The 14,065-nt window shown below is 39.2% G+C and carries 12 protein-coding genes; 6 read left to right on the top strand and 6 right to left on the bottom strand.

Translation table 11 applies throughout. The features are described 5' to 3' along the window. Positions 1-12: 12 nt before the first annotated feature. Both I6J02_RS03420 and I6J02_RS03415 read right to left on the bottom strand, forming a co-directional pair. Entirely contained in the window at positions 13-654 is a 642-nt protein-coding gene (locus I6J02_RS03420; protein ID WP_201680468.1) for a bifunctional 4-hydroxy-2-oxoglutarate aldolase/2-dehydro-3-deoxy-phosphogluconate aldolase, read from the bottom strand. Between the two features lie 4 nt (positions 655-658). After that, positions 659-1,657 (bottom strand): sugar kinase, encoded by a 999-nt coding sequence (locus I6J02_RS03415; protein WP_201680467.1) that lies wholly within the window; start codon positions 1,655-1,657, stop codon positions 659-661. Positions 1,658-1,828: 171 nt separating this feature from the next. On the opposite strand from I6J02_RS03415, the gene I6J02_RS03410 reads away from it, so the two are divergent. The 4 genes from I6J02_RS03410 to I6J02_RS03395 are packed head-to-tail and all read left to right on the top strand — an operon-like array spanning position 1,829 to position 6,634. Then, positions 1,829-2,650 (top strand): SDR family oxidoreductase, encoded by an 822-nt coding sequence (locus I6J02_RS03410; protein WP_201680466.1) that lies wholly within the window; start codon positions 1,829-1,831, stop codon positions 2,648-2,650. 23 nt (positions 2,651-2,673) lie between these two features. After that, positions 2,674-3,834 (top strand): mannonate dehydratase, encoded by a 1,161-nt coding sequence (uxuA, locus tag I6J02_RS03405; RefSeq protein ID WP_201680465.1) that lies wholly within the window; start codon positions 2,674-2,676, stop codon positions 3,832-3,834. 2 nt (positions 3,835-3,836) lie between these two features. After that, on the top strand, positions 3,837-5,252 hold the full coding sequence (gene uxaC, locus I6J02_RS03400) for a glucuronate isomerase (protein WP_201680464.1): 1,416 nt from the start codon (positions 3,837-3,839) through the stop codon (positions 5,250-5,252). A gap of 32 nt (positions 5,253-5,284) precedes the next feature. Continuing rightward, positions 5,285-6,634 (top strand): MFS transporter, encoded by a 1,350-nt coding sequence (locus I6J02_RS03395; RefSeq protein WP_201680463.1) that lies wholly within the window; start codon positions 5,285-5,287, stop codon positions 6,632-6,634. Here the strand turns inward: I6J02_RS03395 and I6J02_RS03390 are convergent. The 3 genes from I6J02_RS03390 to I6J02_RS03380 form a co-directional block, all read right to left on the bottom strand. Further along, complete coding sequence (locus I6J02_RS03390; protein WP_201680462.1) at positions 6,631-7,662, bottom strand: LacI family DNA-binding transcriptional regulator; 1,032 nt, start codon at positions 7,660-7,662, stop codon at positions 6,631-6,633. The two genes, I6J02_RS03395 and I6J02_RS03390, sit on opposite strands and share 4 nt — an antisense overlap. A 101-nt stretch (positions 7,663-7,763) precedes the next feature. Then, on the bottom strand, positions 7,764-8,420 hold the full coding sequence (locus tag I6J02_RS03385) for a LolA family protein (RefSeq protein ID WP_201680461.1): 657 nt from the start codon (positions 8,418-8,420) through the stop codon (positions 7,764-7,766). 2 nt (positions 8,421-8,422) lie between these two features. Then, the gene (locus I6J02_RS03380) at positions 8,423-11,044 is read right to left on the bottom strand and encodes an FtsK/SpoIIIE family DNA translocase (RefSeq protein ID WP_201680460.1); all 2,622 of its coding nucleotides are present in this window, start codon (positions 11,042-11,044) and stop codon (positions 8,423-8,425) included. A gap of 148 nt (positions 11,045-11,192) precedes the next feature. On the opposite strand from I6J02_RS03380, the gene I6J02_RS03375 reads away from it, so the two are divergent. Beyond that, on the top strand, positions 11,193-11,897 hold the full coding sequence (locus I6J02_RS03375; protein ID WP_201680459.1) for a DUF4397 domain-containing protein: 705 nt from the start codon (positions 11,193-11,195) through the stop codon (positions 11,895-11,897). 79 nt (positions 11,898-11,976) lie between these two features. On the opposite strand, the gene tyrS is transcribed toward I6J02_RS03375, so the two are convergent. Beyond that, positions 11,977-13,260 (bottom strand): tyrosine--tRNA ligase, encoded by a 1,284-nt coding sequence (tyrS, locus tag I6J02_RS03370; protein ID WP_201680458.1) that lies wholly within the window; start codon positions 13,258-13,260, stop codon positions 11,977-11,979. Between the two features lie 111 nt (positions 13,261-13,371). On the opposite strand from tyrS, the gene I6J02_RS03365 reads away from it, so the two are divergent. Next, entirely contained in the window at positions 13,372-14,055 is a 684-nt protein-coding gene (locus I6J02_RS03365; protein WP_201680457.1) for a hypothetical protein, read from the top strand. Positions 14,056-14,065 lie beyond the last annotated feature (10 nt).

Below are 14,065 nucleotides of genomic sequence, written 5' to 3'. Positions count from 1 at the left end.
ATGCTTTTTAAATTAGGCTTTAGACCATTTTAGCAATAACTGACAGCGCTCACTCAACCAATCTTCTCCGCTTCCATCTGATGGAGGGCTGAATAGTTTTGACCCAAGTCCGACAGCATATACACCAGCCTGTCTCCAGGTGAGGATGTTTTCTTCCGTCGTGTCTACACCACCGGTAGGCATGAATTTCAATTCTGGAAACAACGGTTTTATTGCCTTCAAAAAATTAGGACCAAGACTGTCGCCTGGAAATAGTTTTACAAGAGGAGTGCCTAATTCTTCCGCCTTTGCGATTTCAGTAGGCGTCATGCAGCCGGGAATCCATAGCAATCCATGTTTTGCTGTTATTTCAGCAATTTTTTTCTTGATAATAGGGCTGACGATGAATTCTGCACCCAGTGCTATGAATTCCTTTGCCTGTTCTCCGGTCTTAATGGTTCCGATTCCTAACTTTAAATCCGGAAAATGCTCATTTTTAAACGCCAGAAGTTGTTTGAAATTTTCCTTGGCATTGACTCCTCTGTTTACAAATTCAAAGACCCGTATTCCCCCTTTGTAGCATTTGGTAAGAACATCTATACAAGAGTCAATGTTATCGTTATAATATACCGGAATGACCGGACTGTCTCCGATTAATTTAAGTACTTCATTCATGTCATTAATTTATTTTTCCATTTCCAAAATCGCCTTCAACAAATAGTTTTTGAAAGCCGGCCTGAGTAGCCGTATAAATAATATCCTGAGGAGATTGTTCCTGTATAATAGCGTATATCAGACCTCCCATAAAAGCATCACCGCTTCCGATACGGTCGATGACATTATTTGTTTCCAATGTCTCTGACACAGCATCCGTTTCCCTGTTGTGGTACGTCCCGTAAAACAGATTGTGTGTGGCATTGTCCATAAATCTGAATGTATTGGCGATATGTTTACATTTAGGATAAGCCTGGAGGATGTTTGTGGCTGATTTTTTTGAATAGGCCACATATGTTTCTTTTGAAGTCTGGCGGTCCAGTGTTTCATCAATAGGAGTATTCAGCATTTTGTTTGCTGCCCATATGTTTCCCATAATGACATCTGCATATTGTACCAGCTCCGGCATGATTTCATTTGGCAGCTTTCCATATTGCCACAATCTGTTTCTGTAATTCAGATCTACAGAAATAGTAATGCCTCTTTCAGCTGCTTTTTGTAAGGCTTGTTTACAGATATACGCCAATTCCTGATTAAGTGAAGGTGTGAGTGCTGTAAAATGAAACCAGTCGATACCGTCAAAAATAATATCCCAGTTTATATCATCTGATGTGAGCTGACTGAAAGCAGAATATTTACGATCGTAAATAACTTCTCCCTTACTCAATCCGTTGGCTGACAGTAAGAAATAACTCCCCAGACGGTCTCCCTGAATTTTCATTAAGGAAGTATCTATTCCATAGTTTCCTAATTTGGACAGGATCTCCTGTGTAAGGGCATTGTCCGGAGCAGCACTGAGATAAGTAGTCGGAATGCCCAACCGGGCTAATGTAACGGCTACATTGGCTTCTGATCCGCCGGGGTATACTTTTAAAGTATTCCGGTTTGTTTCAAAAAAGTAGTCTGAAGTCGCCTGCATCCGAATTAATAATTCACCGAAGGAAAGCACTTTCTTATTGGGCATAGATTGATTATTTTATTGTTGAAAACGAAAATACTAACTATTTGTTATTTAAAGATTGGAGGACTATAATATTTCCGAAATCGTTATCGTAAAAATACAGAAGTGTAAACTTTACAATGTAGTTGGAAATTAGCACTTTTATAGATTATAAGATTATAAACAAGCAACCTTATGAATATTTTAGAACAATTTTCCTTAAAAGGTCAGGTTATTGTCGTAACTGGCGGTACCGGTATTTTAGGAAAATCTTTTGTGAAAGCATTGGCTGAGGCCGGAGCCAAAGTCGTTATTATCGGACGAAATCAGGAACGTGCAGACGAGCGCGTAAAATTAGTAGAAACATTAGGAGGTGAGGGGCTTGCAATTGTGGCGGATGTACTTAGTGAATCGGAAATGATTGCTGCAAGGGATAAAATTATAGAAAAGTGGGGTACAATAGACGGACTGGTAAATGCTGCCGGGGGAAATATACCCGGAGCGACTATAGGACCAGATCAGAATTTATTTGATTCCAAAATAGAAGATACATTAAAGGCTATAGAACTCAATCTTAATGGCACGATCATACCGACACAGGTCATTGGTCGGGTACTGGCGGAAAAAGGTAAGGGATCAATAATTAATATCGCCTCTCTGGCTTCCAGCAGTGCTATTACCCGTGTATTGGGATATAATGTCGCCAAATGTGGGATTATAGGATATACAAAGTGGATGGCAACAGAGCTTTCCTTGCGTTATGGTGATAAAATCCGTGTCAATGCGATCGCGCCAGGTGTATTTCTAACAGAACAAAACAGAACATTACTGACCAACGAAGATGGGACATTTACAGCACGTGCGCAACGTTTTCTTAACAAAACTCCTTTCTCAAGATTAGGAGATCCGTCCGAACTGGAAGGTGCTTTGATATTCCTGCTAAGTCAGGCTTCAGGTTTTATAAATGGGGAAACACTCTATGTAGATGGAGGTTTCAATTCATGGTCAGGTGTATAACAGTAAAAGCTTAAAGACAGAAAATGAACAGATTAGAACAGACATGGAGATGGTATGGTCCTAATGATCCGGTATCTCTTCAAGATGTTAAGCAAGCAGGCGCAACAGGTATTGTAAGCGCTCTGCATCATATTCCTCATGGTGAAGTATGGCCATTAGGAGATATAAAAGAAAGAAAAGCTATTATTGAAGCCGCAGGTCTTACATGGTCTGTTGTAGAGAGCGTACCTGTACACGAAGCGATAAAGACGAAAAGTGAAAATGCAGGTATATATATAGAAAATTATAAACAATCCCTGCGCAATCTTGCTGAATGTGGGATACATACAGTCTGTTACAATTTTATGCCGGTACTGGACTGGACGCGTACGCATCTGGATTATGGCATGACAGATGGCTCTAAAGCACTATACTTTAACTGGTTCGATCTGGCTTTTTTCGATCTATATGTACTGAAAAGGGCAGGAGCTGAGCAGGATTATCCGCAGGCGATACTGGAAGAGGCTTTTGCAAAATCTCATCAGTATACCAAAGCCGATATTGACAAACTATCTGAAAATATACTGATGGGAATTCCGAGTGAAAAAGGTATAACGTTCGAAGACCTTACCCAAAGTATCAATGTATATCAACATATAGGTAAAGAGGGATTGAGGGACAACCTGCTGTGGTTCTTATCCCAGATCGCAGAGACCTGTGAGCAAAACCAGATCAAGATGACCATTCATCCGGATGATCCACCTTATCCTATATTGGGCTTGCCAAGAATTGCTTCTGATAAAGACGATTTTGAATTTATTATTAAAGGAGTAGATCAGGCTTTTAATGGTGTCTGTTTCTGTACAGGTTCTTTGGGCGCAGGTGTCAGCAATAATGTCTTAGATATTTTTAATGTGGTCAAAGAACGTGTTTATTTTGCTCACCTGAGGAATGTGAAGAAAGACGTTTTTGGAAATTTTTATGAAGCAGATCATCTTGATGGGGATGTAGATATGTATCAGGTCATGAAAGTATTAACTGCTGAAAACCAAAAAAGAGAAACAGCGATTCCATTTCGCCCGGATCACGGACATCAAATGTTAGATGATCTGAATAAGGTGACAAATCCTGGTTATTCTGCTATCGGTAGGCTAAGAGGATTGGCTGAATTGAGAGGTTTAGAACTTGGAATTTTAGGCAGTTAAAGATGCAGACAGAACAATTTTTAAAAGACAATTTTCTGTTGTCAACTCCTTTGGCACAACAGCTTTATCAGGATTATGCGGCTAACTTGCCTGTTATTGATTATCATTCCCATTTACCGCCTTCAGATATTAAGGAAAATAAGAATTATAGAAATATAACGGATATCTGGCTGGCAGGAGACCATTATAAATGGAGAGCAATGCGTGCATTTGGTGTAGAAGAAAAATACATCACAGGAGACGCCAGCGACCGGGATAAGTTTCAGAAATGGGCAGAGACAGTTCCGTTTACAGTGAGGAATCCTTTGTTTCACTGGACACATATGGAACTTAAAAATCCATTTGGATTCACAGGATTACTGAATGGACAGAATGCACAGGATGTTTTTGATAAGACAGAGCAACAATTGCAAACTTCATCATTCTCCGCTCAGGGATTATTGCAACATTTTAATGTGGAGATGGTGGGTACTACAGATGATCCTGTAGATGATCTTGCAGATCATAGTGCTATTGCACAGTCTGATTTCAAAACAAAAATATTACCTTCATTCAGACCGGACAAATCTCTGCAACTTGATGGCGGTGATGATTACAGAACATATCTTACCCGGTTGTCTGCTGTCGCAAATGTACAGATCGTGGATGTAGATTCTCTGATTGCAGCATTGCATAATCGTATCGAATTCTTTCATTCACTGGGCTGTCGTATATCTGATCATGGACTAAGCTGTTTTCCGTTGAGAGGAAATACAGATACTGAAAAAATAAATCATATATTTAAAGCTGTATTGGATGGAGATGATACAGGTGTTACGGTTGAAATTAAAGATAGTTTTTCATTCTATATTTTAGCTGCAGTATCCAGAAAATATCATGAAAAGGGCTGGGCACAGCAGTATCATGTTGGTGCATTGCGTAATAACAATCAAAGGCAACGTCTTTTATTAGGACCTGATACAGGTTTTGATTCTATTGGCGATTATCAGCATGCTGCAGCATTGTCTGCTTTCTTAAACCATCTGGATAGAACAGACCAACTGGCCAAAACTATTATTTATAATTTAAATCCTTCCGATAATGCCGTTTTTGCTTCTATGGCCGGAAATTTTCAGGGAGAGGGAATAAAAAGTAAGATTCAGTTTGGTTCCGCATGGTGGTTTCTGGATCAGTTGGACGGAATGAAAAAGCAAATGGACGCTTTATCCAATATGGGATTGATAAGCTGTTTTATAGGAATGCTAACAGATTCCAGAAGTTTTTTATCCTATTCCAGACATGAGTACTTCAGAAGGCTGTTATGTAATATATTTGCTGAAGATATTCATAAAGGATTGATTCCGAATGACCCTGAATGGATCGGTAAAATCATATCCGATATTTGTTATTTTAATGCAAAAGAGTATTTCGGTTTTTAACCGGAATACGCCTTTTATAAACCTTACTTATTATGAACCAAAAAATAGGAAAGTATCGCTGGACGATCTGCGCCTTATTATTTTTCGCTACTACCGTTAATTATCTGGACCGTCAGGTCTTGAGTCTGCTGCATCCCATTCTGGAGGATGAATTTGGCTGGACGAATACAGACTATGCCAATATCACAGCAACTTTTCAGTTTGCATATGCCGTATCTATGTTATTCGCCGGACGTTTTATAGATAAGCTAGGCACAAAGATGGGGTTTGCCATTGCTATCATTATATGGTCTATAGGAGCTATAATTCATGCATATGCTGTAGAGATGGGAGAGATCTCTGCCCGTGTGTTGGGTATAACAGCCATTTCGACCTCGGTGTTAGGTTTTATAATCGCACGTATTGTTCTTGGATTTGGAGAATCCGGTAATTTTCCGGCAGCTATTAAAGCCACAGCCGAGTTTTTCCCGAAAAAGGAACGTTCTCTTGCAACGGGAATATTTAATTCAGGATCTAATATCGGAGCTATTCTGGCTCCGCTGACAGTGCCGTGGATGGCATATAACTGGGGATGGCAGTCTGCATTTATTATTGTCGGTGCAGTAGGATTTATATGGTTGATATTTTGGTTTATATTATACGATAAGCCAGAGAAAAAATTGTCTAAGGCGGAGTATGAATATGTCGTAAGTGATTCCATATTGCTTGCAAACAGAGATTCTGAAGCCCCTCAACCTAAAATATCATGGTTCAAGCTACTGGGATATAAACAAACCTGGGCATTTACGTTAGGCAAATTTCTGACCGATGGAGTATGGTGGTTCTTTTTATTCTGGTTGCCGTCATACCTGAAAACGCAGTATGGAATGGAAAGTACGCAAATGATGCTGCCACTGGCGGTATTATACAGTATGACTATGTTTGGATCTATAGGTGGCGGTGCTTTTCCGATGTATTTTATCAATAAAGGCTATGCGGCATATGATGGCCGGATGCGTGCAATGTTTATTATTGCCTTATTCCCTTTGGTGGTCCTGGCTGCACAACCACTGGGACATTATACTTTCTGGATTCCAGTCGTGTTGATAGGAATAGGTGCTTCTGCACATCAGGCATGGTCAGCAAATATCTTTACGACTGTATCCGATATGTTTCCCAAAAGTGCCGTTGGCTCAGTAACCGGGATAGGTGGAATGGCCGGCGGTTTCGGAGGAGTGATTATGTCTAAACTCGGAGGTGGTCTGTTTGATTATTATGGTGGACTGGGACATATAGAGACCGGTTACACAATCATGTTTTCTATCTGTGCATTGGCATATCTGGTGGCCTGGTGTATTATGAAAGCACTGGTTCCGAAAATGAAAGTTGTTCAGGTAGACTAACTTTGAATTGAAGATTTTCTGAATGTAAGAATGGTATCAAGTTCTGTAGTTTCTATCTGGACTTGATGCCAATTTTTCTTAGCAATAAATTTCATTAGTTTTTCCATAGCCATGTCACCTATTTCTAATGCAGGTTGGCGGATGGTAGATAGAGCAGGATTCAGCGATCTTGCAAAATCAATATTGGAAAAACCGATTACTGCTAATTCTTCCGGTACAGAATAACCCAATTCTGCAAGTACACCCAACAGCGTAACTGTAATGGTATCCGAAGAACCTAATATAGCATCAGGTCTATTATCTGCATTCATTAGTCTGGTAATAGCATTCTTCAACTCCACATCCAGTACTTCCTGATTTTGCATATTACACTGTATATGATACTGATCGTTAAAAGCGATGCCTGCATCTGTAAGTGCCTGATGATATCCTTTAAAGCGTTCACCTGAAAGACCAAATCTGGATGCCGTGATATTTACAATCCTGGTTCTGCCTGAATCAATCAGATGTTTGGTTGCAAGGTAAGCTCCCTGAAAATTGTTTACACCAATCTTAAAAGTTTCGAGATTGTGTTGTATCCGGTCAAAAATAACGACCGGAAAATTGTGGTCATGAATATCTTCCAGCAATTTTTGATTGGATGTCTCATCTACAGGCGAGATCAGCAATCCGTCTACACCTCGCTGCATAAGCGTCTCTATGCATGATCTTTCAATCTCCGGATTTTCACGGCTTTGCATAAAAATAACCTCAAATCCTACTTTAAGCGCATGTTGCTGTATGCCTTCGATGATCTGAGAACAAAAAGGATTGTTGATAGAAGTCAGTATCACCCCAATAGTATTGGATTTACCGGTCTTCAGATTTTGTGCAAGAAGATTTGGTTTATAATGATGAGTTTCAGCATATTCTAAAACTCTTTTTTTTGTTTTCTCTCCAATTTCATGACTGTCATTCAAAGCCTTGGAAACAGTAGAAATGGAAACATTCAACGCTTTGGCAATTTCTTTAATAGTAATGCTTGACATGTTTTAAGTTTCAAAGGGTGAGTAATAAAGTTAAGTTGAAAATCTGACAAAAACTAAAAAGAAAAGGGAATATCGTTGTCGTATTCCCTTTTCTTTTTGTTTTATCTGAGATCGACAATTTCCATACCCGGATATTTCGATTTGTTAAAGCTAAATGTACTTGCTGTTATTCCTGCATTTCCGTTTAATGATTTTATAGTGTACGTATACCGCGAACCGGATTTGTCAAAAATTGTAGCATCATAGATTAATTTTGATGCTTTATTAATGCGGAGCTTTATCTTGAAATAGTTCTTCTTCGTATCAATAGGAGATAGCTCGATGACATTTAAAGTCGTTGAACCTACTTTTTCGTCATCAGCACTCACATACTTAAATCCTGTCTTATAGAATGAAAAGATATTACTCGGATTGATGTTGTCATTAGATTGATCCGCATCGTTTATCTGTACTTCGTTTTCTTCTTTCAGAATGGTCCATGTACTTTTTCCGTCACTGATAAGATCCTGAGACTTCATCTCAATAAGGTACTTATTTGCTTTTTTATCCAGAGAGAGCGTTCCGGCGTCTGTATACGTTCCACCATTTGCCTGTTTGGCAGAAAAGGAGAATGTTGCTTTAATCGTTTTGTAACCGTCGTATTTTGCAGATACCTGATTCAGTAGCTTTTTTGCAAAGGCTTCCTGTTGTGCTGAAACCGGATGACTTATGAATAGCATAAAAGCAGCTATCACAAATGACCATAATGTTGTTTTCATCTTTAATTGTCTTTTCTTAATGTTTCCAAATACTGTTCTAACGAATACTCATCCGGATACAGCACCTCGCGTGCTTTACTTCCTTCAAACGGACCTACAATACCTGCAGCTTCCAGTTGATCGATGATTCGTCCAGCTCTGTTATAGCCCAACTTTAATTTACGTTGGATTAAAGATGTTGATCCTTGCTGATGCATGACAATTAATCGGGCGGCATCTTCAAACAGCTGATCCCTGTCATCCATATCAAAATCTGCCAGGCCACTTCCTTCCCCATTTTCATCAACATACTCAGGCAGCATAAAAGCTGAAGGATAACCACGCTGACCACCGATATAATCGGATATCTGATCTACTTCTGGCGTGTCTACAAAAGCACATTGAATACGGATCAGGTCACTCCCCGTTGACAATAGCATATCTCCGCGACCTATCAGCTGATCTGCACCTCCTGAATCCAGGATAGTACGTGAATCGACTTTTGAAAGAACACGGAATGCTAACCTGGCCGGGAAATTGGCTTTGATCGTACCCGTAATAATATTGACGGAAGGACGCTGTGTTGCAATCACCAGGTGTATACCCACCGCACGGGCCAGCTGTGCTAAACGTGCAATCGGTGTTTCCACCTCTTTTCCTGCTGTCATCATCAGATCGGCAAACTCATCTACTATAAGAACTATAAATGGTAAGAATCGATGACCCTCCTCAGGGTTTAATCTGCGATTGACAAATTTTGCATTATATTCTTTTAAATTACGGACCTGACCATTTTTAAGAAGGTCATATCGCTGATCCATTTCGATACAAAGGGAGTTTAACGTGTTGATTACCTTTTTGGTATCAGTAATAATTGCATCATCTTCCCCCGGAAGTTTAGCAAGAAAATGACGTTCAATTTTTTTGAATAAAGAAAGCTCTACTTTTTTAGGATCCACCAGTACAAACTTTAATTCAGCAGGATGTTTTTTGTAAAGCAGAGAGGTCAGAATTGCATTGATACCAACAGATTTACCTTGTCCGGTAGCACCCGCTACTAATAAGTGAGGCATTTTTGCAAGATCTGCAATATAGACTTCATTCGAAATGGTCTTACCCAGTGCAATAGGAAGATCCATATCTGTCTTCTGGAATTTCTCGGTTGCCAGTACAGAGCGCATAGATACCATTTCAGGTGTACTGTTCGGTACCTCTATACCAATAGTCCCTTTGCCGGGCATTGGAGCAATGATACGTATTCCCAGTGCTGCAAGGCTTAATGCGATATCATCTTCCAGGTTTTTTATTTTTGAAATCCGGACACCCGGTTTTGGAATGATTTCATACAGTGTTACTGTAGGCCCGATTGTAGCTTTGATATGTTCGATCTCGATGCTGTAGTTACGAAGTGTATCTACAATCTTATTTTTATTAGCTTCCAGTTCTTGTTGGTTAATGGTAATCTTACCACTACCATAATCTTTCAAAAGCTCCAGTGGAGGGTATTGATAGCCGGACAGATCCAGTTTCGGATCATATTCCCCAAACTGTGCGACCAGATCATTGGCTGTTATAGGTTTTTCTTCTATCACCTTTTCTACCCGTAATACAGGACTTGCCGGGATATCCTCTTCCACTTCCTCTTCCTCAGCATCCGGATGATCAATCGTGAAGGAGATATGAGGTGTAGAATTCGAGACGACTTCCGGTTCTTCTTCAAGAGATAAGGTAGGCTCCTCCCTGCGAGCATTATTGTTATAAGTCTCTTCTGGTTCTCTGAACTGGTTGAACTCCTGTACCGGAGCTTTATCATTCAGATCGATCGGATCGATAACATACTCTTCGTCTTTGAGTATACGTGTGTTTTTTGGATGGCTTACAGGACTGTTCTCTACATCGTCAGCATCAAAAGCAAGATCTTCATCATATATTTTCTTTTTGGACTGGAAAGTGAATTTCAGATCCAGATTATAGATCAGAATCAGAACAGTCAGATATGCAAAGACAACAATTCCGGCTACACCCGCACTCCCGATTTGCGCTTCCAAAAGTCTGTTGGTCCAGAATCCGAATTTACCTTCCAGAATATGAGGAGTTTTAGCAATAAAGGACTGTAAAAATCCTAATGTTACTGAAACATAAATAATAGCAATAGAGGAGTAGAGAATAGACTTACCTACAGGAAGTATATTTTTGCGGTATAATAATCTGTATCCCGTTACAAAAAGTATAAAGATAAAGATGAACGAAGCAATACCGAACCATTCGTAAATAAACTGATTCGCCAATAGCGCACCGAATTTACCTAGTTTATTTTGCACTACAGGCAGGTCAATAGCATCGCTGTCAATTTCCTCAGCTGTACTGAACAACGTACTCCAGCTTCCGTTGGATTTTGAAATATAACTCTGATCCTCTTCCCAGGTGAAAAGGTAAGAAACAAAGGCTATCGTGAAAGCAAAGCTCAGGATAAATAAAAATACACCCAATATTTTCATTATCTTCTCCTGTGTTTCACTTAACTGTACAGGTTCCGAAGGTTCTTTGTAACTTTTTGTTTTATAGTTTTTTGGAGAACTTTTAGAGGCTTTCTTTGATGAGTTGTCACCACCATAGTTCTTAAATGTATTTCCTTTATTTAGCATGAAAACAATAATAATGTTCTTAGTACAAACTTAACGATTTTATATAGAAAAAATCAGACCAAAAAACCAATTGTTTTGGTACTGTAGCATTTCCAATGTAATATACGTTTTAGTTATCAAAATGTGGTTTTTGAATAGATAATGCGGTATGAATAGCGTTAAATTTCTTTTAGGTAGTTTCCTTTTATGTTTGTTCTTTTTTGCATCCTGTAGTCTGGATAATGACGACTACGGATATGGTGAATTGTCAGGTACAGGAGCGATCAATGCTGTGCCTCTGGCACTCAAGTTAGATATTGGTCTGGATCAGAATAAGCTAAATCTTTCTAATGAAAGTTTTGATTTCGGAGACTATTTACCTTATCGTAATGCTTTTCCGGGTAATCGTCTTGTAAGGGTTTTTGACCGTGATAGTATAAACAAAGGCGCACTTGTTTCTAAGCAGGTAGCTTTTGCTCCGGGCAAAATCTATTCTCTATTTGTTGTTGGAAATACGAAACTTGATGTAGTCAGTTACGAAGACAAATCGGACATTCCAGCAAAAGGAACGGCAAATGTGCGCTTTATCAACCTCAGTCCGGATGCTCCTGCTCTTAATCTGGGATCTGAAGATTCGGATACGTTGCTGGTGAAAAATAAGTCTTTCAAGGAAGCGAGTGCCTACCTGACCCTGCAGACAGGAAAAAAATATAAACTCTTTATTACGTCAAATGTAAACAGAGAGCTGGTCAGTTTTGAGTTTGAACCCAAAGATCAGTCTATATACACCATATGGTCAAAAGGATTAATCAATGGAACTCCTGCAAATGAAAAATTTAAATTCGGATACAAGATTATCCAGCATTTAGAATAAACTTTATACATACAACTCAATACAAACGAAGAAGGGCTCCCAAAATTTGGATAGCCCTTCTTTTATTTTATAGCATTGATTACTCTGCTATGATAAGATAGTAATTCTTCTTACCTCTTTGAGCAATGATATATTTATCGTTGATCAGGTTCTCTGTAGTAAAGGTATTATCCGTTCCGGATACTTTTTCTTTATTTACAGATACGCCGCCACCTTCAGTCATTTTTCGGGCTTCACCTTTTGAAGGAAAGATCTGCGTTTTTGTTGCTAACAGATCCAATATATTGATTCCTTCTGCAAGTTCCCCCTTACTGATTGTAAATTGAGGTACTCCGTCAAATACATCTAATACCGCTTCATGCTCCAGATCGCTTAAGAAATCAAGAGAGCCGTTTCCGAAAAGGAATTCGGATGTTTTGAGTGCTGTCTCATAATCTTTTTCCGAGTGCGTACGGATCGTGATATCTTTTGCAAGTGCTTTTTGCACTGTACGGGTATGGGGAGCAGCATCATGTTCTGCGATGATCGCTTCTATTTCTTCTTGTGGTTTGAGTGTAAAGATTCTGATCCAGTTTTTGGCATCATCATCTGTTGCATTCAACCAGAATTGATAATATTTATAAGGAGTTGTTTTCTTCGCATCCAACCATACAGCACCTGATTCCGTTTTTCCAAATTTCTGACCATCAGATTTTTTAATCAATTGTGTAGTCAGCGCAAATGCAGTTCCCTGATCCTGGCGACGGATAAATTCAGTACCGGTAACGATATTTCCCCACTGATCCGATCCGCCCATCTGTATTTTACAATTATGATGTTTCCATAGATAATAGAAGTCATACCCCTGGATCAGCTGATAAGAAAATTCTGTAAACGATAGTCCATTTTCACCTTCAAGACGTTTTTTGACAGAGTCTTTAGCCATCATGTAGTTGACTGTAATCAATTTACCGATGTCACGGATAAAATCCAGGAATTTGAAATCCTTAAACCAGTCGTAGTTATTGACCATCTTCGCATCCAGTTCGCCTTCGCCAAATGTTAAGAATTTGCTCAGCTGATGCTTAAGGCTTGCCACATTGTGATTTAAAGTTTCCTCATCAAGTAAATTTCTCTCTGCCGATTTGAATGATGGATCACCGATCATCCCGGTAGCTCCGCCAACCAGCGCAACAGGCTTATGACCTGCGTTTTGAAAATGAATAAGGGTCATGATCTGTGTCAGATGGCCAACGTGAAGAGAATCACCTGTAGGATCAAAACCAATGTAACCGGATACTTTTTCTTTGTTTAACAACTCTTCTGTTCCAGGCATGATGTCTTGTAACATGCCTCTCCAACGTAATTCTTCTACAAAGTTCATAATAATACGGATAAGAAAATTTTAATTAAGTTGCAAAGATAGTAAGATTAGCTGTATCTTACGTCAAGATTTAAGATATTACACTTTTTGTGTGATTTTATTAAGATCACAATGAATTTTCTCTCGCATTTTTATTTCGAAAGGTATGCTACCCAGCCCGAACGTGTATTGGGCGGAATATTGCCGGATCTGCTGAAGAATGCGGACAAGAAGTATATGTTTCATCCCCAAAGGTTTGAAACCGTCTTGCTGGATCATCCACAGTTTAAGCCTATTTATGAAGGCTGGAACAGACATCTGGAGGTGGATCGTATCTTTCACAACTTACCGTTTTTTTTTGATCATACCCATCGTTTACGCATTCAGATTCAGGATAGCCTGAGTGGATTGCCTGTTCGCCCTTCATTTTTGGCACACGTTGCGCTGGAACTGATACTGGATCATCTCTTGTTAAAACATCAGGTAATTAATGTAGACCGCTTCTATGAGGATCTGGAAAAAGTACATCCGGATACGATTATTAAATTTCTGAAAATTATAGGGTTAGAAGATACAACTAAATTTATGTCGTATTATGAGCGGTTTGTAAACTCTAAGTACACATATGAATATGCAGATATTACCAGAATATCACATGCATTGTTTAATATTGCAAAACGAATCTGGGATTTTCAACCGGAAGCCGGACATCATCTCAAACTTACAGAAGAGTTGATTATGTATACGGATAAACAACTTACTGATTATAAAAGTGTCTATTTTGAGATTCAGGATAGACTTGCTTTAGCAGAATGATACTAATTAA

The sequence above is a fragment of the Sphingobacterium spiritivorum genome (assembly GCF_016725325.1).
In the GTDB taxonomy this organism is placed as follows: Bacteria; Bacteroidota; Bacteroidia; order Sphingobacteriales; family Sphingobacteriaceae; genus Sphingobacterium.
The sequence above is the reverse complement of the archived record's forward strand: the minus strand, read 5'-3'. Positions and strand labels throughout refer to the sequence as shown.

Excerpts from the sequence above, each read along its gene's own strand:
- I6J02_RS03420 (WP_201680468.1), bottom strand. The coding sequence starts at position 654 with ATGAATGAAGTACTTAAATTAATCGGAGACAGTCCGGTCATTCCGGTA.
- I6J02_RS03415 (WP_201680467.1), bottom strand. The coding sequence starts at position 1,657 with ATGCCCAATAAGAAAGTGCTTTCCTTCGGTGAATTATTAATTCGGATG.
- I6J02_RS03410 (WP_201680466.1), top strand. The coding sequence starts at position 1,829 with ATGAATATTTTAGAACAATTTTCCTTAAAAGGTCAGGTTATTGTCGTA.
- uxuA (WP_201680465.1), top strand. The coding sequence starts at position 2,674 with ATGAACAGATTAGAACAGACATGGAGATGGTATGGTCCTAATGATCCG.
- uxaC (WP_201680464.1), top strand. The coding sequence starts at position 3,837 with ATGCAGACAGAACAATTTTTAAAAGACAATTTTCTGTTGTCAACTCCT.
- I6J02_RS03395 (WP_201680463.1), top strand. The coding sequence starts at position 5,285 with ATGAACCAAAAAATAGGAAAGTATCGCTGGACGATCTGCGCCTTATTA.
- I6J02_RS03390 (WP_201680462.1), bottom strand. The coding sequence starts at position 7,662 with ATGTCAAGCATTACTATTAAAGAAATTGCCAAAGCGTTGAATGTTTCC.
- I6J02_RS03385 (WP_201680461.1), bottom strand. The coding sequence starts at position 8,420 with ATGAAAACAACATTATGGTCATTTGTGATAGCTGCTTTTATGCTATTC.
- I6J02_RS03380 (WP_201680460.1), bottom strand. The coding sequence starts at position 11,044 with ATGCTAAATAAAGGAAATACATTTAAGAACTATGGTGGTGACAACTCA.
- I6J02_RS03375 (WP_201680459.1), top strand. The coding sequence starts at position 11,193 with ATGAATAGCGTTAAATTTCTTTTAGGTAGTTTCCTTTTATGTTTGTTC.
- tyrS (WP_201680458.1), bottom strand. The coding sequence starts at position 13,260 with ATGAACTTTGTAGAAGAATTACGTTGGAGAGGCATGTTACAAGACATC.
- I6J02_RS03365 (WP_201680457.1), top strand. The coding sequence starts at position 13,372 with ATGAATTTTCTCTCGCATTTTTATTTCGAAAGGTATGCTACCCAGCCC.